Consider the following 19,430-nt stretch of genomic DNA (forward strand, 5'->3'; position numbering starts at 1 on the left):
AAAAATGAATTTTGACACTAACTCAATAAATTGCATTTTCTCTTTTCGAGATGCTGAATTGTTATTTTTAGTTCACAATAAACAAAAGCTACATGTAAATGATTATGCTCATGTATTATATTCAAATATCATTGAGACGTTATTAATGATAAATGAAATTAAAACGATTGAGTTTGTTGAACGATTAGATAGCGAAGACGACTTTGAAGTTGTATCAAATCACTTTGCTAGATTGAGCGGCGTTTTTCAAAGTAATGTTTTTATAAATAGAATTGAAAATGCCGCTAAAAAATATACAAGCAGTAAATATTACAAGTGGATATTGGATAATATAGCTGAAGCAAAAAATGCTCTTGATAATAACGAAAGCCTCACTACTTGAGGCTTTCATTTTACATAAGTCATTTTACGCAAGAAAATTGATATGCTAGCGATATGGATGCTAATAATTATTCTCCCGGTCTTCGAAGTGTTCTTTTTAAAAATATAGTGCTACTCTGCTATTCGAAGTCTTCTTAAGAAAAGCTGCGCAAATGTCTTTGACTTTGCGCAATTTTTTTTGTTGTTATATATTGTAAATTTCATAAAGTCCCCGACTTTTTACGGTTGGTTTTTAATGTTAAAACACAAAAACAAATCGTTTACTTTTGAAACAAAATACTTTGCATGAAATAAAAAGATATATAATTCAAGATCAGACGATAATAAAAATTTTAGATTCTTAGTCATTAACTCGTTACGATTTATATTGAAATATACTTTAAAGTCAGAGACTTTAGACATTTAGTTTTTAGATTATATTTGTTAGAAAGTAGCGCAAAGTCAGAGACATTTGCGCAGCGCAGCCGGGGACGCCAACTGGTAAAATATTAAAAGCCAATAATTTTGATGGAGAAGTGGAAATAATTAAAAATACTGCTGAAGAAGTTAGTCTATATTTTAATTCTAAATTATAAAAAATGAGATTCTTCTACATAATAAATAAAGATGGCAACTTAGTTGAGTTTGGAAAAATATCTTCAGAAAGATTTAATTTACTAGAATCAATAAGTCATACTATTGCAATAACAACTTTCCTAGAGCCTATACAATGCGAATTAGACGTTATTAAAGTTGAAAAAAAAATAATTGATCTGTTAAAAAAGCGAAAATCTATTCATTTAGATATTGATTACATAAGAAATTTTTCTGAAGATGATGTCTTTGAAATAAAATTATTTAAAAATGAAAAGTTAAAACTTTGTAATAGTGGCTTTGACAATCATATTATCTTTTTAATTAATATTTATGATAGTCTTTTAAAATTTCAAGGGCCTTATAATCTGTTATTTTCAAATAACAATATGAAATTTAATAATTGGTTAGAAGAATACAAACTATCTACTCGCCCTATCTCGTACATAAAAAATATGGATCAGGAATTTGCTTCTTATACATTTTTCGATGGTTTAAAATTACATCAAGTACTTAACCAATATGATGATTGGTTAAGTACTACTGATTATTCTCTGTGGAGTAACTCATATATAGAAATTCAAAATAAAAAAATTTACATTATAATAGAAAATGTAAAAGTATTATCCACTTTTAGATATTTTGATAAAACAGAACTTGAGGGACTAGCTAAGAAATATAATTTCAAAATAAAAGAAGAAAATGGTATTTATTATACGTATACCGACGATCATAGTTCTAGACAATTTGAAATTTCTGAAAATAACGAATTAGTTGTTATTTATTGCATAGAAGGTGGAAATATGCCCGAAAGTATTTTTATTTATGGAGTTTTCGAAAAATAGATAGTCGTTAACAATAATTTATTAACATATAAAACCAATCCAAATGCAAACCTCAAAATACACAAATTTGCGATAATCATACTGGAATGTTATTCGTAGTTCTTAGCGTTATCAGCTAACAAAACAAAAAATGAAAAAGCCTTCTGGAATTCAGAAGGCTTTTTCATTTTTACTAAGTAGAGTTAGCGAATCATGTTCGCATCATTAGTTGCTAATCCTGCCCATTTGTTATTTTCAATAAATAAGTTCCTTCCGGTAAGTCACCAATATTAGAAGCATTGCTTCCTATTATTTTTTTTCCTTGTGAGAAAACCTCAACTTTTTTAGAAATTGTATTACTGTTTAGAGGAGTTGTAGAAGCTGTTGTCTTTGCTACAGTTTTTGTATCTGCTGCGCCTTTTTTTACAGTTGGCGCTTTCTCCACTACCGGAGCAGGAATAGGTTTAGAACTGTTATAAGACTCCATAACCTGCTCATCTGTCATTGCGACATTATATATTTTTAAATCGTCTATATCGGCATTAATACCAATTGTTGTGTTTAGCTCTCCAAGTCTAAAAATATATCCTTTCGTTAAGCGGGAAATTCCGTCTACTGATTTTAATAATTCACCATTGCGGTATACTTTAGAAGTGTTTCCATCATACGTAATACTATAATGATACCATACCTCTTTTGAAAGCGGAACTGAAACCAGAACATCATTACCGGCTCCCCACCCTGCCAGACTTACTTCAGAATTACCCGAAGATGCCGCTTGTTGTAACAAACCAAAATACTGAGCATTTGCTGCGCCACCATAACCTAAAATATAATTTGGTGCAACTATAGAATTAAATTTTATCCAAATCGATACAGAGCGAGGTTTTTTGTCTTGTGGAAGATCTCCTACTACAGCTTGCAAAGCTTTGTTAGTAAGTCGCTGTGCTCCGTTAGCAACTCCCATTCTGTCAGTTACAAAATTAGCGGTTCCAACAAACGAAATTGTTTTATCGGCATTATTCAGATTTCCGTTGAAATTGAATTCCTGAATCGGATTTTGGGCATTGGTATTAAAAAAACTTACAAACATTATTGTGAGTAGTATTCTCTTCATATAGTAGGTTTTGGTATTAAGACATGTGTCATTTTAACACATCTAATCTATACTATTATACAGTTTATCAAAAACTTTACCGATAACTGACTTAAATAATCGTTGAAAAAATAAAAACAGAAGACTTTACCTACTTTTGAATCGATTAAAATGTTAGCTATATTCTTAAAATAATGAATTAACTTTAAACAAATATAAAAATAATCCTTTACAAATACGTTATTAGTACAATTTTAAGAGAATTAATTTAAACCGATTAACCATTCAAATTTAAAATTGCAGTAGATTCAATATTTGACATATCTATTAATAAAAAAGCTCCGAATATTTCTATTCGGAGCTTTTTTATTTTAGAAGTAATGTAATTACTTTACAAATTCAATTTTTTGAACTTCTTCTTCGTTGATACTATCAAAGAATCCTTGTTCATTCATCCAGTCATCGCTAAATACTTTACTCATATAACGAGAACCATGATCTGGGAAAATAGCGATGATATTACTGTCTTTTGTAAACTCACCTTCTTCTGCGTATTGTTTAATCGCCTGCATTACTGCACCTGAAGTATATCCAACAAATAAACCTTCTTTACGAGTGATTTCTCTTGCTGAGTGAGCACTTTCTTCATCCGTAACTTTCATGAATTTATCGATGATATCAAAATCAGTAGCAGATGGAATTAAGTTTTTACCTAAACCTTCTATACGATACGGATAAATTTCTTTGTTATCGAATTCTCTTGTTTCGTGGTATTTTTTTAATACTGAGCCAAATGCATCGACTCCAAGAATTCTAATGTTAGGATTTTGCTCTTTTAAGAATTTTGCAGTTCCTGAGATTGTTCCTCCAGTTCCGCTACAAGCAATAAGGTGGGTAATTTGTCCTCTGGTTTGTTCCCAAATTTCAGGACCTGTAGTGTTATAGTGAGCATCAATATTTAACTGATTAAAATATTGATTGATATATACTGAACCTTTTGTTTCTTCATGCAGGCGCTTGGCAACATTATAATATGACCTTTCGTCATCTGCAGAAACATTGGCGGGACATACATATACCTTCGCTCCTAAACTTCTCAACATGTCAATTTTATCTTTCGATGATTTTGAGCTTACTGCCAATATACAATTATAACCTTTTATAATGCTTACCATAGCTAAACTAAATCCTGTGTTACCAGATGTTGTTTCGATTATGGTATCTCCGGGAGAAAGAATTCCTTTTTTCTCAGCTTCTTCGATAATATATAACGCTATTCTATCTTTTGAGGAATGTCCTGGGTTAAAAGCTTCTACCTTTGCGTAGAAATTACCTTCTAACTCTTCGGTGATTTTATTTAGCTTAATAAGGGGGGTGTTACCTATTAATTCTAAAACATTATTATAAGCGTTTATTTCTTCTTTCATAAAAAAATAGTTAATCAAAGGTATTTTTAAATAACCCCGATAGGTTGCAAATTTAACAAAAAATTTCTAATTAGCCTTTAATTTTCTCTAAATCTAATAAAAAACTAAATTCTTTTGCTAAGTCTTTTAAAGCCTCAAATCGTCCTGAAGCACCGCCATGTCCAGCATCCATGTTGGTATCTAGAAACAAAAGATTATCGTTTGTTTTCATGTTTCTCAACTTAGCTACCCATTTGGCAGGCTCCCAATACTGTACTTGCGAATCATGCAATCCTGTAGAAACGTACATATTTGGATATTGTTGCGCTTTTACGTTATCGTACGGCGAATACGACAACATATAATCGTAATATTTTTTATTATTTGGGTTTCCCCATTCGTCATATTCCCCAGTTGTTAGCGGAATACTGTCATCGAGCATGGTTGTAATAACATCTACAAAAGGAACCTGAGCAATAACTCCGTTGTACAATTCCGGAGCTTCATTTACAATAACGCCCATCAAAAGTCCTCCTGCAGATCCTCCTTCTGCATACAAATGTTCGGCAGAAGTATATTTCTCGTTTATTACAAATTTAGAGCAATCAATGAAATCTGTAAAGGTATTTTTCTTTTTTAACAGTTTTCCATCTTCATACCATTGTCTCCCTAAATCTTCTCCTCCTCTAATATGTGCAATGGCATAAACAAAACCGCGGTCTAAGAGCGAAAGTCTTGTTGACGAAAAATAAGTATCCATAGTTATCCCATAAGAACCATAGGCATAAAGAAGCAGCGGATTTTTACCATTTTTCTCTAATCCTTTTCTATAAATCATCGAAATTGGAACCTTTACTCCATCTCTGGCGGTTGCCCAAACGCGTTCTTCAATATAATTCTCTTTATCAAATTTTCCTCCTAAAACCTGTTGCTCTTTTAAGATTTCTTTGGTTTTGGTCTTCATATTAAAATCAATTACAGACGATGGCGTTGCAAGCGACTGATAACTGTAACGTAATATATCGGTATCAAAATCAATATTGGTTGTGGTGTAAGCATTATACGTTTCGCTGCCAAAAGGAAGGTAATAATCCGGCTCGTCATTCCAAGGCATGATTCTGATATGATTTAAACCATTTGATCTTTCTTCAACTACTAAATAGTTTTTGAAGATTTCAATATCTTCCAGTAAAACATCTTCACGATGCGGAATAAGATCAACCCAGTTTTTCTTTCCTGTTTTATTTTCAGGCGTTTTCATCAACTTAAAGTTGGTTGCCTTGTCTTTATTGGTTAAAATATAAAAAGAGTCTTCAAAATGCGAAATACTATATTCCAGACCACGTACACGAGTTTGAAACACTTCAAATTCACCATCGGGATTATCAGAATTCAGAATTCGATATTCGGTTGTTAAAGTACTTCCTGAACCAATAACAATATATTTTCTTGATTTTTCTTTGCTTATCGAAACATTAAATGTATCATCGGTTTCATTAAAAACCAAAACGTCAGCTGATGAATCAGTATTTAATTTATGTCTGAATACTTTATCTGATCTTAAAGTAACTTCATCTTGTTTGACATAAAATATGGTTTGATTGTCATTTGCCCAAACAGAACCGCCCGTTGCATTTTCGATTTTATCTGACAAAATTTCTCCTGTCTCTAAATTTTTAATTTGAATGGTATAAATTCTTCTTCCAACAATATCAAGTCCAAAACTTGCAAATTTATTGTCCGGACTTATGCTTAATCCTCCTAATTTAAAATACGCATACCCTTTTGCCATCTCGTTACAGTTGAATAAAATTTCTTCATCTGCAGAAAGGCTTCCTTTTTTTCTTGAAAATATTGGATAATCTTGACCGGTTTCAAAACGAGTAATATAAAAATAACCATTGTAAAAATAAGGAACAGAAGAATCATCTTCTTTTATTCGGCTCTTCATTTCTTCATATAAAGATTCCTGAAGCTGTTTTGTATGCGCTGTCATGCTTTGGTAATAAGCATTTTCCTGATTTAAATAATCAATTACCTCAGGATTTTCACGGTCATTTAGCCAAAAATAGTTATCAGTTCGTATTTCTTTATGTTTTTTTAATGATTTTGAAATTTCTTTGGCCTTTGGTGCCTTTATATCGTTTTGCATTTGTTGGACATTAATTTTTATAAGAAGGAGCAAAAATACTATAATCACAATAGAACGGGATTAATTTTTTCATAAAATATTCTATTGTTTTAATACAGCAATATACTAATTTTGTATGAGATAATTTAAAAATCAACAAAATGGATTTAATGGGAATGATGGGTAAACTTAAAGAGACCCAACAAAAGATAGAAGATACAAAAAAGCGTTTGGATACCGTTTTAATTGATGAACAAAGCGCTGACGGATTATTAAAGGTGACATTAACAGCTAATAGAAAGGTACAATCAATCTCTATTGATGATTCTTTATTAGAAGACAAAGAACAACTTGAAGATTACTTAATTGTAACCTTAAATAAAGCAATTGAAAAAGCAACAAGCGTAAACGAAAGAGAACTTGACGCCGTTGCCAAAATGGATATGCCGATGATTCCGGGAATGGATGATCTTTTTAAATAAAGGTACTGAGGTTCTAGGTAAAAAAGGTTCAAAGGTTTTCACATTGTGAGTAACCTTTGAACCTTTATCTTTTATACCAATAAGTTGAAGCCTTTGTTCCTCTGAACCTTTGCAACTTTGAACTTTTTCCTAAAATTTCGAAAGCGTCTCTAAAACATACGTATGCATTACTTCTCTATAATCTAAATGCGTTACAATTCGAAGTTTATTATGTCCCATTGAGCTTATTGAGATATTCTTTTGTTTTAGTTTTTCGATTAAAAGATGGTCTTTATACCCTTCTGCCAATGAAAAAATCAAAATATTGGTTTCTACAGGTTCTATTGCTGCAACCCATGGTTTTGTAGCTAAAACTGCTGCAATTTCTTTAGCTCTACGGTGGTCTTCGGCTAATCTTTCAATATTATGTGCCAATGCATATAATCCGGCCGCGGCCAAATAACCAACCTGACGCATCCCTCCGCCAAATATCTTCCTGATTCTCAACGCTCTATGAATATCAGCTTTACTTCCAAGTAAAACAGAACCTATGGGAGCGCCCAATCCCTTTGATAAACAAACCGAAATTGTGTCGAAAATAGCCCCAAATTCCTTAGGATTTTGTCTTTTCGCTACCAATGCATTCCAAATTCTGGCACCATCTAAATGGAACTTTAAATTATTGGCGTCACATACTTTTTTTATTTCTCTTAAATCATCTAATTCGTAACACGCGCCACCACCTTTATTGGTTGTATTTTCTACACAAACCAAACTCGTTAAAGGACTATGATAGAACTCCGGATCGTTAATCGCCGCCGCTACCTGAGCTGCATTTATCATTCCTCTGTCTCCATCTATCAAACAGCAGGATACGCCGCTATTAAAGGAAACTCCTCCTCCTTCATAATGATAAACATGCGCATATTTATCTGCAATTAATTGTTCTCCTGGTTGTGTATGTAATTTAATTGCGGTTTGATTTGCCATAGTTCCTGACGGAAAAAAAAGTCCAGCTTCCATACCAAAAAATTCGGCTACTCTTGTCTCTAATTCGATAACCGTAGGATCTTGTTTGTATACGTCGTCGCCAACCTGAGCGTTAAACATATATTGTAACATTTCGTATGTAGGTTTGGTAATGGTATCGCTAATTAAATTTATTTCCATATTCTAAAAACTATATCTTATTTTTGTACAACAAAATTACGTATTACTTATAGTTATTCTTTGTGAGTTTTAATAAATTTTAACTCATCAATAAACTAAAACCAAATTAACGTAATATTTATAAAAAACATATAAAACTAATATTAATTTATGACAACTACCGAACAAATAAAAGGTATTGTGGAGCGCCTTGGTGCGTTGAGGAGGTATCTTTGACGTTGATGCCAAATTAATTGAAATTGCCAACGAAGAAGAAAAAACCTTCGCTCCCGATTTTTGGAATAATGCAAAAGAAGCTGAAGTCATTGTAAAGAACCTTCGAAACAAAAAAAAATGGATCGAAGATTACAACAAAGCTATCGAACTTACTGATGAGCTGCAGCTTGCCTATGATTTTTATAAAGAAGGGGAACTTTCTTCAGAAGAATTAGACGAGCACTATAACACAACGCAAACTCATATTGAAAACATCGAGTTTAAAAACATGCTTTCTGACGAAGGTGACAGTTTAAGTGCTGTTGTTCAGATTACTGCCGGAGCCGGCGGAACCGAAAGCTGCGACTGGGCCGGAATGCTGATGCGTATGTACATGATGTGGGGAGAAAGTTATGGCTATAAAATAAAAGAACTTAACTTTCAGGAAGGTGAGGTTGCAGGAATTAAAACTGTTACTTTAGAGTTTGAAGGTGATTATTCTTTTGGCTATTTAAAAGGAGAAAACGGCGTACATCGTTTAGTCCGAATTTCGCCTTTTGATAGTAATGCCAAACGTCACACTTCATTTGTATCTGTTTACGTTTATCCGCTTGTTGATGATAGTATCGAAATTGACATTAATCCTGCTGATATCGAAATTACAACTTCGCGATCAAGTGGTGCCGGAGGACAAAACGTAAATAAGGTTGAGACAAAAGTGCAATTGGTACACAAACCAACCGGAATTCAGGTTCAGTGTTCAGAAACCCGATCTCAACAAGACAACAGACAACGTGCCATGCAAATGTTACGCTCTCAATTATATGAAATTGAGTTGAAAAAACAACAAGCGCAACGTGCTGATATTGAAGCCGGAAAAATGAAAATAGAATGGGGTTCGCAAATACGTAATTATGTTATGCAGCCTTATAAATTAGTAAAAGATGTTCGTACCGGTTACGAAACCAGCGATGTTGATGGCGTAATGAACGGAAATATTGATGCTTTCCTAAAAGCATTTTTAATGATGATGGGACAAAAAGAAGAGGAATAAAATTTTAAACATTTAAAATTTTTCTTTGAACCATTAAGTTATTAAGTTTCATTAAGAAGCAAAAACTTAATTTTTCTTAATATCTTAATGGTTAATTAAATAATTTTCATTTTAAATCTATATAGTATGATTAAATGGGCAGATGTAATTCGTTTTACAAATAAAGGAAATCCAATTCCGGAAAAAAGAGTAGAGAAAACAGAGGAAGAATGGAAACAGATCTTAACCCCTGAAGAATATCAGGTAACACGTTTAAAAGGTACCGAAAGATCATTTAGCTCAGAACTTTGCAGTTTATTTGATCCTGGAATTTATGAATGCAAATGTTGTGGAACTTTGCTTTTTGATGCGTCAGAAAAATTTGAATCCGGAACAGGCTGGCCTTCATTTACACAACCAATTAAAGAAAATGCAATCGCCTATCATGCTGACAAATCACACGGAATGATTCGTGTTGAGGTTGTTTGCAGTACTTGTGATGCGCATTTGGGGCATATTTTCCCTGATGGTCCTGAACCAAGCGGCTTACGTTATTGTATAAACGCTGTGTCATTATCTAAAATAAAATAATAATTTAAGATTAAATTATTCAAGAAAAGCGATTCCTTTTTATCCAAAAAGAGAATCGCTTTTTTATTTGTAGTCTGTTTCAACTAACAATAACTAAAAATAAGTTTTAACTTACCAATTATAATTGTTGTCAATATTGATTGTAAACATTAACAAAATCTATTTAAAAATCCTTACTATAATTTTCATCAACAATTGGACAAAAAAATAACTGATCTCTGATGATAATCAAAAAAAGTGCAATAACTTACAAAATACGGTACTCTCTCAATCATCAAAAAAGACTTAATTTATAAGCCGCAGTAATATCTAAAATAGCTAAACCTTAAACAGATAGATTATTACAAATTATAAAATTACATATTCCTATTATTGCCTCAAAAAAATATTTTAAACTTACATATGATATAATAAGTGATGTAATAAAAGCCTCACATTGCACTTTGCAAATACAAATCAAACAATAAATTAATAGTATTTATGTTAATTTTGTAATATTTAAACTATTATTTATAATACTGTGTAAAAAACTTCAGAATAAGATTAGGTAATTTAAATGTAAATCATTTTATTTGGCGAATATTAAACCTTAAGTCAACTAAATTTACTAAATGAAATCCTACTCAATTCATGAAATCAATGAAGTTATAAATGGCGTAATATACGGCAATACTTCTCAATGCATTACAGCTACAGAACAATTAGAAAAAGCTACAACCTCTGAAATTTCTTTTATTGGAAACAAGAAATATGAAAAATTATGGGAAGTATCAAAAGCTTCAGTTGCAGTTGTTAACGAAGACATTTCGATTGAACCTGGAGAAAACCGTGCTTTTATCAAAGTAAAAAATGCAGATTTGGCAATGTCTCAAATTTTGGCACTTTTTGCTCCTCCTACTCCAATTTTTCATACCAACATTCATAAAACTGCTACAGTAGATGAAACTGCAACTATTGGCGAAGGAGCCAGAATTGGTGCAGGTTGTTATATTGGCCCAAATGTAGAAATTGGAGCTAACGCCACTATTTATCCAAATGTGACAATTTTAGACGAATGTACCATTGGTAAAAACACTATTATATGGTCTGGAACTGTAGTTCGTGAACGTTGTCATATTGGTAGCGATTGCATTATTCACCCAAACGCAACAATTGGTGCTGATGGTTTCGGATTCCGTCCTTGTAAAGAAAAAGGATTAGTGAAAATTCCACAAATTGGAAATGTTATTATCGGAAACGGAGTTGAAATTGGCGCAAACTCTTGTGTTGATCGTGGAAAATTCAGTTCTACAATTCTTGGTGATGGCTGTAAAATTGATAATCTGGTTCAGATTGGGCATAACAGTAAATTAGGGAAGTTTTGTATTATGGCAGGAAATAGTGGTTTAGCCGGTTCTGTAACTTTAGGAAATGGTGTAATTATTGGCGGAAGCGCTTCGATAAAAGATCATACCACTATTGGCGACGGAGCTATTGTTGGTGCTGGTTCGGGGGTTACCGGAGATATTGCCGCCGGAAAAACAATGTTAGGATATCCAGCTGTTGAAGCACGTGATGCACTAAAACAATGGGCTATTTTAAAGAGAATGGTTTGCGATTCTAAAAAATAAATTAAACGATATTATATATAAAAAAAACAGAAGTTAATCTTCTGTTTTTTTTTGCTTTATACTTTTATAAGGCTTCACATTCAAAGCCCAGAATCTTCATTAAAATAATAATCTCTTTCATAATATTATTATCGGATTCAAATCGCAAAATCCGATCGCAATCTTCAAGATCAAAATTCCATTTAGAGTTCGGAAATAATCTATTCAGTTTTGGAGTAATCCGCTGTACTTTCGAAAGCGTATTTACATTTGTTTTAAATACTAAAACCATGGTTTGAATTCTTTTGGTCATTAAATGTTTTAGTTTTTCAAATCTATTTTACTTAAAATTTTGGCATCGATATAAAAAGTCCCAAACGGAATTATACACGACAGAAGAACTTTCCAGGTTGTATCCTTAAATTTCCAATTTTGTTCAACACCTACACTCAAAGTATTAAAAACGAAGAGCAAAAACAAAGCTCCGTGTATTGTACCAACTGGTCTGGTTAAAATTGGCATTTCAAAAATATATTTTAAAGGCATCGCAATAAAAAGCAAAATCAATAATGATGTTCCTTCTAAAAACCCAATAATTCGTAATCTTCCGGTATTTGTCTGCAGTAAATTTTTCATAAGTTTTATCTAAAATAAGGTCTGTTTGCTAAAGGAGAAAATGGCCAGGGAATGGCAATAAAAATCACAATTAAAGCAATAGAAAACCAAACTAACATCGTTTTAAATTTATCATTATCATTTGCCTTTCTTTTGGCTAAAGCCGAACCAATCGTAATTAAAACAATAGCAGATAACATCAGGAAAATATGCAATAACCCGAAAAATACGATCTCGGTATTTTGAATTCCTTCTTTAAAGTTTTTCCAGAAGTACTTTACTATCGGACTTTGTACATAGATTAAAATCCCAAAAACTAACTGAATATGGGCAATCGTTGCAGTCCAATGTCGAACTGAATTGTCTGTCTTTGTAAAAATTGAATGAGTAGAATAACCTTTATAAGCTCTGAAAATCGAGTACAATAAGCTTCCTAATACGAGCCATCGCAAGATCGAATGGCAAAATAATAGCGTTTGATACATTGTTTTTTGATTATGACAATGCAAATATATTCAAAAACATACTAATTGGTATGTTTTTGAAAGTAAAATTATTTTAAGCTATTTAAATAATTTTTAAACTCTTGTAAATAAAGCACATAACATGAATTATTATCCTGAAGTTTTCCGAAATTACGGATTCCCCAATATCCCGACATGATAAAAAAAGCAACTTGTTCACCGTTTACATCTTTCCTGATTAAACCCGATTTTTGACCGTTCAAAATACCTTTTTCAATAATTCTTTTCCATTGCTCTACTAATTCAGACAAGGCAATGCTAAACTGATTATTCCAAGGCGTCATTTCTTGTGTGAGGTTTCCAACTGGACAGCCGTACTTTACCTGTAAAAAAGGATCTTCAAGAAGCAAATAAGAAATCATATTGTAAAAATCATCAACAGGATTTAAAGAATTCTCAATTGGCTGTATAAAACTTTCCATCATTACAGGTTTTAAAATCTCCTCAATAATGGCAACTCCCATTTCATCTTTTGTTTTAAAATGATAATAAAACGCACCTTTTGTTACTTGCGTTGTCGCAATAATATCATCGATACTAGTGGTTTGATATCCTTTAGAATAAATCAATTCAAACGCTTTGTTCAGAATTGTCAGTCTTGTATTTGCAGCTTTTGACATAAAAAATACTAATTAGTATGAAATAACAAATTAAGGCAAAAAATATGACTTCCTGTAAATTCAGAATTAATACATAAAATCAATTAAAGTTTTTATTTTATGAAATCATAAATCCAATTTATCAATTGATTTTGTAAATTAGCCAACAGTATTTTGTAAAAACATCAATTTCTTATGGATTTAAACTTCAATAAAAACGAAGATCACAATAAACTATTACTTTCTGACCTAAAACAAAAATTTGCCAAAGTAAAATTGGGCGGAGGTGAAAAACGTATCGAAAAACTACATGCCGAAGGTAAAATGACGGCTCGCGAACGCATCGATTATTTGCTAGATGAAAACTCGAAAAGCATCGAAATTGGAGGATTTGTTGGTGAAGGAATGTATGCTGAACATGGCGGCTGCCCTTCTGGCGGTGTTGTTATTAAAATAGGATATATAAAAGGAAAACAATGTATTGTTGTTGCCAACGATGCCACTGTAAAAGCAGGTGCCTGGTTTCCTATTACAGGAAAGAAAAACCTTCGCGCACAGGAAATTGCAATGGAAAACAGATTGCCAATTATTTATTTAGTCGATAGTGCCGGTGTTTATTTACCGCTTCAGGATGAAATTTTTCCTGACAAAGAACATTTTGGCCGAATCTTTAGAAACAATGCTCAAATGAGCAGTATGGGAATCACTCAAATCGCTGCCGTTATGGGAAGTTGTGTTGCAGGTGGTGCTTATTTACCTATTATGAGCGACGAAGCTTTAATCGTTGATAAAACCGGAAGTATTTTCCTTGCCGGAAGTTATTTAGTAAAAGCGGCTATTGGAGAAACTATTGATAATGAAACTTTAGGCGGAGCAACGACACATTGCGAGATTTCCGGAGTGACAGATTATAAAGCAAAAGACGATAAAGATGCTTTAGATAAAATAAAAAATATTGTAGACAAAATTGGCGATTATGATAAAGCTGGCTACAGCAGAATCAAAGCTGAAAAACCTAAATTAGAACCAAAAGACATTTATGGAATTTTGCCAAAAGCCAGAAATGAGCAATATGATATGATGGAAATCATCAATCGTTTGGTCGATAATTCTGAATTTGAAGCCTATAAAGATGGTTACGGACAAACTATAATAACCGGATACGCCAGAATTGACGGTTGGGCTGTTGGGATTGTTGCTAACCAAAGAAAAGTAGTTAAAACCAAAAAAGGCGAGATGCAGTTTGGTGGCGTAATTTACTCTGACAGTGCAGATAAAGCAACCCGTTTTATTGCGAATTGCAATCAAAAGAAAATTCCATTAGTTTTTATACAAGATGTTACCGGTTTTATGGTTGGTTCAAAATCTGAACATGGCGGAATTATAAAAGATGGCGCCAAAATGGTAAATGCCGTAAGTAATTCGGTTGTACCAAAATTTACTGTAATCGTTGGAAATTCATACGGAGCAGGAAATTATGCGATGTGCGGAAAAGCTTATGACCCGAGGTTAATTTTTGCCTGGCCAAGTGCAGAACTTGCCGTTATGGGCGGAACTCAGGCTGCAAAAGTGTTGGCTCAAATTGAAGCTTCTTCGCTTAAAGCAAAAGGAGAAGTTGTAGATGAGGCTAAAGAAACAGAGTTATTCAATAAAATAAAAGCACGTTACGACGAACAAACTTCGCCTTATTACGCCGCTTCAAGATTATGGACAGATGCCATTATTGATCCGTTAGATACCAGAACATGGATTTCTATGGGGATTGAAGCTGCAAACCATGCACCTATTCAAAAACAATTTAATTTGGGCGTAATTCAGGTTTAGCTTTTCTATATTCTCAAAATGAGTTAAATAAATAGTAAAAAACTCATTTTCAATACATTGAAATACATTATATGATTAAAAATTACTAACTTTAGTATGAATTTTTAATCTATTAGTATCATGGAAAATGTAAAAAGTTTAAATAAATGGGCAAATTCGCACACTTATTTACCAGTAGATTTAGTACGTATTGTATTGGGCGTTTTTTTATTTATGAAAGGTGTCTGGTTTGTAACCAACATTCAGTATTTGCATGATTTAATTTCTCCTGTCGATAGGTTTGGAGGCGGAATGTTTATGTTACATTACATTGCTCCGGCTCATATGATTGGAGGTATAATGATTGTTTTTGGGTTGCTTACCCGTTGGGCGATAGCAGCTCAGTTACCCATTTTATTTGGGGCTGTTATTATCAATTTTATGGGAAACATGCACTCTGAAAATTTAATTCTGGCAGTAGTTACCTTATTAGTTTGTATTTTCTTTTTGTTTTATGGCAGCGGAAAACATTCCGCTGATTATTATTTCAAAATGCAGCAATAATAATATTTATCCTCGACGGTAAAATGTTGAGGATAAATAACAACTCTCTTTTTAAAGTTAATCTTTTCTTTAAAATTTCTTTAATTGTGTTTTATGCATTAAATTCGCCACCATGAATTGGATTCGTAAAACCGTTATTTTTCTATCACTTTTGGTCATGGCTTTTTTTGCTTTTCAGGCAAACCAGCTTGCTGTACAAAAAGTTGAAACTCAAAAATCAGATACGAATTTTTCTCTTGATTATCTGGATGCGTCAGATTTTATTCAGCCACAAACCAGCTATCAATTTGCTGCAAATATTAAAACGAGCCAACCTACTTTAATTAAATGGTTTGACTCTTTATTGGTTTTAATTCCGAGTCATAAGGTTGTAAAATCTGTAGCAAACTTTTCCAACCAATATTCTCTGCAGAGCAAAAAAGTCTTATTACTGCTCTACCCTTTCCACTATTTTTGGTAATTAAATACATGAAATTTTAGCGTGAAGAATTATTTCTTCCAAATAAATTAAACTGTTTTCCAATCCGGAAACTGTTTATCATTTCATATTATTTAATTTAAAAAACATGGATACAAGTGTAACTATAATTGGTATTGTGATTGCGGTCATAGTAGCAATTCCCGTATATTTTTCTGCCCGAACGAGCGCTGCAAACAAATCTAAAATTCTGGACATCAAAAAGAAATTCAATCCCGCACATCCGGAAGATTTTGATTTAACCGAAACTCAGAGCAACAAAACGCTTACAATCGATCAAAAAAATCGAAAGTTTATTTTAATGAATTTCAACCCAAATCAACAGGAAGCAACATTTGTAGATTTAAAAACGGTTTCGTCCTGCAAATTAATTCCAACAACAGACGGAAATTCAGATACAATTTTAAAAATTGATTTTGAATTTCAGGAAAGGGAAACTTCTAAAAAAATTACAATTCCATTCTATGATTTTGATGATGACCGCATCAAACAAATAAGCGCTTACCAAGATCATATGTTTGCAAAAAAATGGCTTAAAATCATTCAGGATTCTATTTAGTGTTAGTTATTTAATTCAGTAAAAAGAGGCTCATTTTGAGTCTCTTTTTTTTATAGTATTAATCCGTTGTGTGTAATTTTCAAACACATAGAAACATAGATTTATACCTAAAAAGAATACAAAGAGAAACGTATTTCTTTCACATATCTAAGCTCTGTGCATTTTAAATAAACGAAACGCCTTTTTTAAGAGCCTAGAGTCTATGTTTCTATGTGTTTAAATTAATTACACCCTAGTAATATGATATTTATCATTTTATGTTTTGGATTTAGGAATTAATTTTGATGATCCAACATAGACTTTTATGAAAATTTCATTGATTCAAAAATACAACGTTCCCGGTCCAAGATATACAAGTTATCCAACTGTTCCGTACTGGAATGAAGCCAATTTTACTACCGAAAAATGGATCGAATCTTTTCAAAAAGCCTTTTCAGAAAGTAATTCACAAAACGGAATCAGTTTATATATTCATTTGCCTTTTTGTGAAAGCATGTGTACTTTTTGCGGATGCAACAAACGCATTACTAAAAATCACTCGGTTGAAGAAACGTACATAAAAGCACTTTTAAAAGAATGGAGTTTATATTGCAAAGTACTTCCGGAAAGACCTCTTATAAAAGAAATTCATTTAGGCGGAGGAACTCCAACCTTCTTTTCAAAAAACAATTTAGAACATCTTATTAATGGTATTTTTAGTTTTGCTAATAAAGCTGAAAATTATGAATTCAGTTTTGAAGGACATCCTAATAATACGACTTACGAACAACTCAAAAAATTATATGATTTAGGCTTTCGCCGAGTGAGTTTTGGTGTTCAGGATTATGCCGAAAAAGTTCAAAAAGCCATTAACCGAATTCAGCCTTTTCATAATGTAGCTAAAGCAACTTTTTGGGCAAAAGAAATTGGATATACTTCTATCGGCCACGATATTATTTTTGGTCTTCCGTTTCAAACTCTTGAAGATGTTGTTGATACAGTAGAAAAAACAAATTCTCTAAAACCGGATCGTTTAGCATTTTACAGCTACGCACATGTGCCGTGGATAAAAGGAAACGGACAGCGCGGTTTTAATGATGAAAACCTTCCTAAAGATGCCGAAAAAAGAAAACTTTACGAAGTTGGCAAACAACTCCTTTCAGAAAATGGTTATCATGAAATTGGAATGGATCATTTTGCATTAGAATCTGACAGTTTGTATAAAGCTGCGCAAAACAATAAACTGCACCGAAATTTTATGGGCTATAGCGCTTCAAAAACTCAATTGATGATTGGTTTAGGCGTTTCATCTATTAGCGACAGCTGGTATAGTTTTGCTCAGAATACTAAGAATCTTGAAGATTATTATCAATTATTAGAATGGGATAAATTGCCTATTGTTAAAGGTCATATTCTAACTGATGAGGATCTTATTATTCGAAAACACATTTTGAACTTAACTTGTGAGTTTGAAACTTCCTGGAGCGATCAATCTTTTTATTTTGAAGAACTTCCTGAAGTCTTATCTTATTTGAAAGAAATAGAAAAAGATCAATTAATTGTAATTGAAGAAAATAAAATAAGAATTACCGAAGCCGGAAAACCTTTTGTTCGTAATATTTGTATGGCTTTTGATTTGCATTTAAAAAGAAAATCACCGGAAACAAGTTTGTTTTCGATGACTGTTTAATGGCAGTTAGGAACTTGCTGTACAAATAAACTCATATTAGATGGTGAAATATAAGGAATCCCTAACCCTAAACCTCTTAGAATAAATAAAACGCCAATAATCACGGCTACATAAGGAATTGCTTTTTGAATTTTATTTCTAAACGGAAGTTTTATCATTGAATGAATGTACACGACCAACGTCATTAAAGGCAGAGTTCCTAAACCGAATAAAATCATATACAAAATTCCCAAACTGGCGCTTTGCATTGCTATTGCGCCAAATAAAGCAACATAAACCATTCCGCAAGGCAAGAATCCGTTTAGCAATCCAATTATAAAAAGTGATTTAAAACTTTTATTTTTAAATTGATTTCCTAAGTTTGATTTTATTTTTGAAATGATTTTATAAACCGGTTTTGAAAAATTATATTTTGAAAATACTTTTTCAGGAATTAAAGCAACAAGTATCATTGCCAAACCAATAAATATCGACATTTTTTGTTGCAAACCCGCTAAGAAAAAACCTCTTCCTAATAATCCAAAAATTAAACCAATTGAAGCGTAAGCGGTTAATCTACCAAAATGATATGTTAGTGTTTGGGTTACCTTTTTCGCTTCATTTTGATGATCTACAGGTAACATCATAGCAATTGGACCGCACATTCCGATGCAGTGCAGGCTGCTGATAAGTCCAAATATAAAAGCGGAGTACAACATTTGTTTTTATTATTAATTTACATAAATAACTTCTTTTGTTAAGTACTTCTTTCCATCGTATTGCCATTCCATATTAACGTCCCAACGTCCTTTTACCAATTTATTCTTTGGAATCAGTAAAGTAGAATTTGTCAATGAAATTTGGGTATTGAAATCAAATTTCTTGTTTGAAGGTCTGTACAGCAAAATATTCCCTTTTATTTTATCACTTTCTAATGTAGTTGGAAAAGCAATTTTTACACCATCTTCAGTATATTTAATAGAAGGCTTTTGTTGCAAATCATGAGCATTTTGAATTCGGGCCATTTCTTCCTGAAAATGCGAATCGTGTTTATAATATTCTTCTACAACCAAATCGTTATCATACTTGCTATTGGATTGTACTTCAAAAACAAAATATAAAATGAATGTCATAAACAGCGCAAAGGCAATGACAATTCCGGTTCCCCAATTGATTTTCATAATATATCT

At 32.3% G+C, this 19,430-nt stretch carries 21 protein-coding genes; 11 read left to right on the forward strand and 10 right to left on the reverse strand.

The window, feature by feature from the left end; genetic code table 11:
• Positions 1–4: 4 nt before the first annotated feature.
• Together EV143_RS14150 and EV143_RS14155 are read left to right on the forward strand one after the other, a co-directional pair.
• The gene (locus tag EV143_RS14150; protein WP_133508594.1) at positions 5–382 is read left to right on the forward strand and encodes a hypothetical protein; all 378 of its coding nucleotides are present in this window, start codon (positions 5–7) and stop codon (positions 380–382) included.
• 577 nt (positions 383–959) lie between these two features.
• Positions 960–1,799, forward strand: a complete 840-nt coding sequence (locus tag EV143_RS14155; RefSeq protein ID WP_133508595.1) for a hypothetical protein — start codon at positions 960–962, stop codon at positions 1,797–1,799.
• Positions 1,800–2,010: 211 nt separating this feature from the next.
• Here the strand turns inward: EV143_RS14155 and EV143_RS14160 are convergent, their stop codons facing one another.
• The 3 genes from EV143_RS14160 to EV143_RS14170 all read right to left on the reverse strand — a co-directional run bounded on the left by EV143_RS14160 (position 2,011) and on the right by EV143_RS14170 (position 6,432).
• Positions 2,011–2,895: a LamG domain-containing protein gene (locus tag EV143_RS14160; RefSeq protein WP_133508596.1), complete on the reverse strand. Its 885-nt coding sequence runs from the start codon at positions 2,893–2,895 to the stop codon at positions 2,011–2,013.
• A gap of 365 nt (positions 2,896–3,260) precedes the next feature.
• Entirely contained in the window at positions 3,261–4,301 is a 1,041-nt protein-coding gene (locus EV143_RS14165) for a PLP-dependent cysteine synthase family protein (protein ID WP_133508597.1), read from the reverse strand.
• Positions 4,302–4,371: 70 nt separating this feature from the next.
• On the reverse strand, positions 4,372–6,432 hold the full coding sequence (locus tag EV143_RS14170) for a S9 family peptidase (RefSeq protein ID WP_133508598.1): 2,061 nt from the start codon (positions 6,430–6,432) through the stop codon (positions 4,372–4,374).
• 140 nt (positions 6,433–6,572) lie between these two features.
• On the opposite strand from EV143_RS14170, the gene EV143_RS14175 reads away from it, so the two are divergent.
• Positions 6,573–6,893 (forward strand): YbaB/EbfC family nucleoid-associated protein, encoded by a 321-nt coding sequence (locus EV143_RS14175; RefSeq protein ID WP_133508599.1) that lies wholly within the window; start codon positions 6,573–6,575, stop codon positions 6,891–6,893.
• A 129-nt stretch (positions 6,894–7,022) separates the two neighbouring features.
• Here EV143_RS14175 and EV143_RS14180 read toward each other — a convergent pair whose 3' ends face one another.
• Positions 7,023–8,042: a threonine aldolase family protein gene (locus EV143_RS14180; RefSeq protein WP_133508600.1), complete on the reverse strand. Its 1,020-nt coding sequence runs from the start codon at positions 8,040–8,042 to the stop codon at positions 7,023–7,025.
• Between the two features lie 150 nt (positions 8,043–8,192).
• Here EV143_RS14180 and prfB point away from each other — a divergent pair.
• The 3 genes from prfB to lpxD all read left to right on the forward strand — a co-directional run bounded on the left by prfB (position 8,193) and on the right by lpxD (position 11,471).
• Positions 8,193–9,291 (forward strand): peptide chain release factor 2 gene (prfB, locus tag EV143_RS14185; protein WP_133508601.1). Its coding sequence is split into 2 segments (ribosomal slippage): positions 8,193–8,255 and positions 8,257–9,291, totalling 1,098 coding nucleotides; the frame shifts between segments, so codons are not numbered across the junction.
• Between the two features lie 126 nt (positions 9,292–9,417).
• The gene (gene msrB, locus EV143_RS14190; protein WP_133508602.1) at positions 9,418–9,861 is read left to right on the forward strand and encodes a peptide-methionine (R)-S-oxide reductase MsrB; all 444 of its coding nucleotides are present in this window, start codon (positions 9,418–9,420) and stop codon (positions 9,859–9,861) included.
• Positions 9,862–10,472: 611 nt separating this feature from the next.
• The gene (lpxD, locus tag EV143_RS14195; protein WP_133508603.1) at positions 10,473–11,471 is read left to right on the forward strand and encodes a UDP-3-O-(3-hydroxymyristoyl)glucosamine N-acyltransferase; all 999 of its coding nucleotides are present in this window, start codon (positions 10,473–10,475) and stop codon (positions 11,469–11,471) included.
• A gap of 64 nt (positions 11,472–11,535) precedes the next feature.
• Here the strand turns inward: lpxD and EV143_RS14200 are convergent, their stop codons facing one another.
• The 4 genes from EV143_RS14200 to EV143_RS14215 form a co-directional block, all read right to left on the reverse strand.
• Complete coding sequence (locus tag EV143_RS14200; RefSeq protein WP_243739876.1) at positions 11,536–11,763, reverse strand: hypothetical protein; 228 nt, start codon at positions 11,761–11,763, stop codon at positions 11,536–11,538.
• Between the two features lie 8 nt (positions 11,764–11,771).
• Positions 11,772–12,086, reverse strand: coding sequence for a DUF3817 domain-containing protein (locus tag EV143_RS14205; protein WP_133508605.1), 315 nt, complete (start codon positions 12,084–12,086; stop codon positions 11,772–11,774).
• 5 nt (positions 12,087–12,091) lie between these two features.
• Entirely contained in the window at positions 12,092–12,550 is a 459-nt protein-coding gene (locus EV143_RS14210) for a hypothetical protein (RefSeq protein WP_133508606.1), read from the reverse strand.
• 68 nt (positions 12,551–12,618) lie between these two features.
• A complete protein-coding gene (locus tag EV143_RS14215; protein ID WP_133508607.1) occupies positions 12,619–13,209 on the reverse strand; it encodes a TetR/AcrR family transcriptional regulator in 591 nt (196 codons plus the stop codon).
• A 174-nt stretch (positions 13,210–13,383) separates the two neighbouring features.
• Between EV143_RS14215 and EV143_RS14220 the strand changes: the two genes are divergently transcribed.
• The 5 genes from EV143_RS14220 to hemN all read left to right on the forward strand — a co-directional run bounded on the left by EV143_RS14220 (position 13,384) and on the right by hemN (position 18,261).
• Positions 13,384–15,012 (forward strand): acyl-CoA carboxylase subunit beta, encoded by a 1,629-nt coding sequence (locus tag EV143_RS14220; protein WP_133508608.1) that lies wholly within the window; start codon positions 13,384–13,386, stop codon positions 15,010–15,012.
• Positions 15,013–15,132: 120 nt separating this feature from the next.
• Positions 15,133–15,555 carry a DoxX family protein gene (locus tag EV143_RS14225; protein WP_133508609.1) on the forward strand — a complete coding sequence of 141 codons (423 nt, stop codon included), beginning with the start codon at positions 15,133–15,135 and terminating at the stop codon, positions 15,553–15,555.
• Positions 15,556–15,667: 112 nt separating this feature from the next.
• Positions 15,668–16,015, forward strand: a complete 348-nt coding sequence (locus EV143_RS14230; RefSeq protein WP_133508610.1) for a hypothetical protein — start codon at positions 15,668–15,670, stop codon at positions 16,013–16,015.
• A 106-nt stretch (positions 16,016–16,121) separates the two neighbouring features.
• Positions 16,122–16,592, forward strand: coding sequence for a hypothetical protein (locus tag EV143_RS14235; protein ID WP_133508611.1), 471 nt, complete (start codon positions 16,122–16,124; stop codon positions 16,590–16,592).
• Between the two features lie 304 nt (positions 16,593–16,896).
• Positions 16,897–18,261, forward strand: a complete 1,365-nt coding sequence (hemN, locus tag EV143_RS14240; protein WP_133508612.1) for an oxygen-independent coproporphyrinogen III oxidase — start codon at positions 16,897–16,899, stop codon at positions 18,259–18,261.
• Here the strand turns inward: hemN and EV143_RS14245 are convergent.
• Together EV143_RS14245 and EV143_RS14250 are read right to left on the reverse strand one after the other, a co-directional pair.
• Positions 18,258–18,959 (reverse strand): sulfite exporter TauE/SafE family protein, encoded by a 702-nt coding sequence (locus EV143_RS14245; protein WP_133508613.1) that lies wholly within the window; start codon positions 18,957–18,959, stop codon positions 18,258–18,260. The two genes, hemN and EV143_RS14245, sit on opposite strands and share 4 nt — an antisense overlap.
• A gap of 12 nt (positions 18,960–18,971) precedes the next feature.
• Positions 18,972–19,421 carry a FixH family protein gene (locus tag EV143_RS14250; RefSeq protein ID WP_133508614.1) on the reverse strand — a complete coding sequence of 150 codons (450 nt, stop codon included), beginning with the start codon at positions 19,419–19,421 and terminating at the stop codon, positions 18,972–18,974.
• Positions 19,422–19,430 lie beyond the last annotated feature (9 nt).

Source organism: Flavobacterium chryseum, assembly GCF_004362015.1.
Taxonomy (GTDB): domain Bacteria; phylum Bacteroidota; class Bacteroidia; order Flavobacteriales; family Flavobacteriaceae; genus Flavobacterium.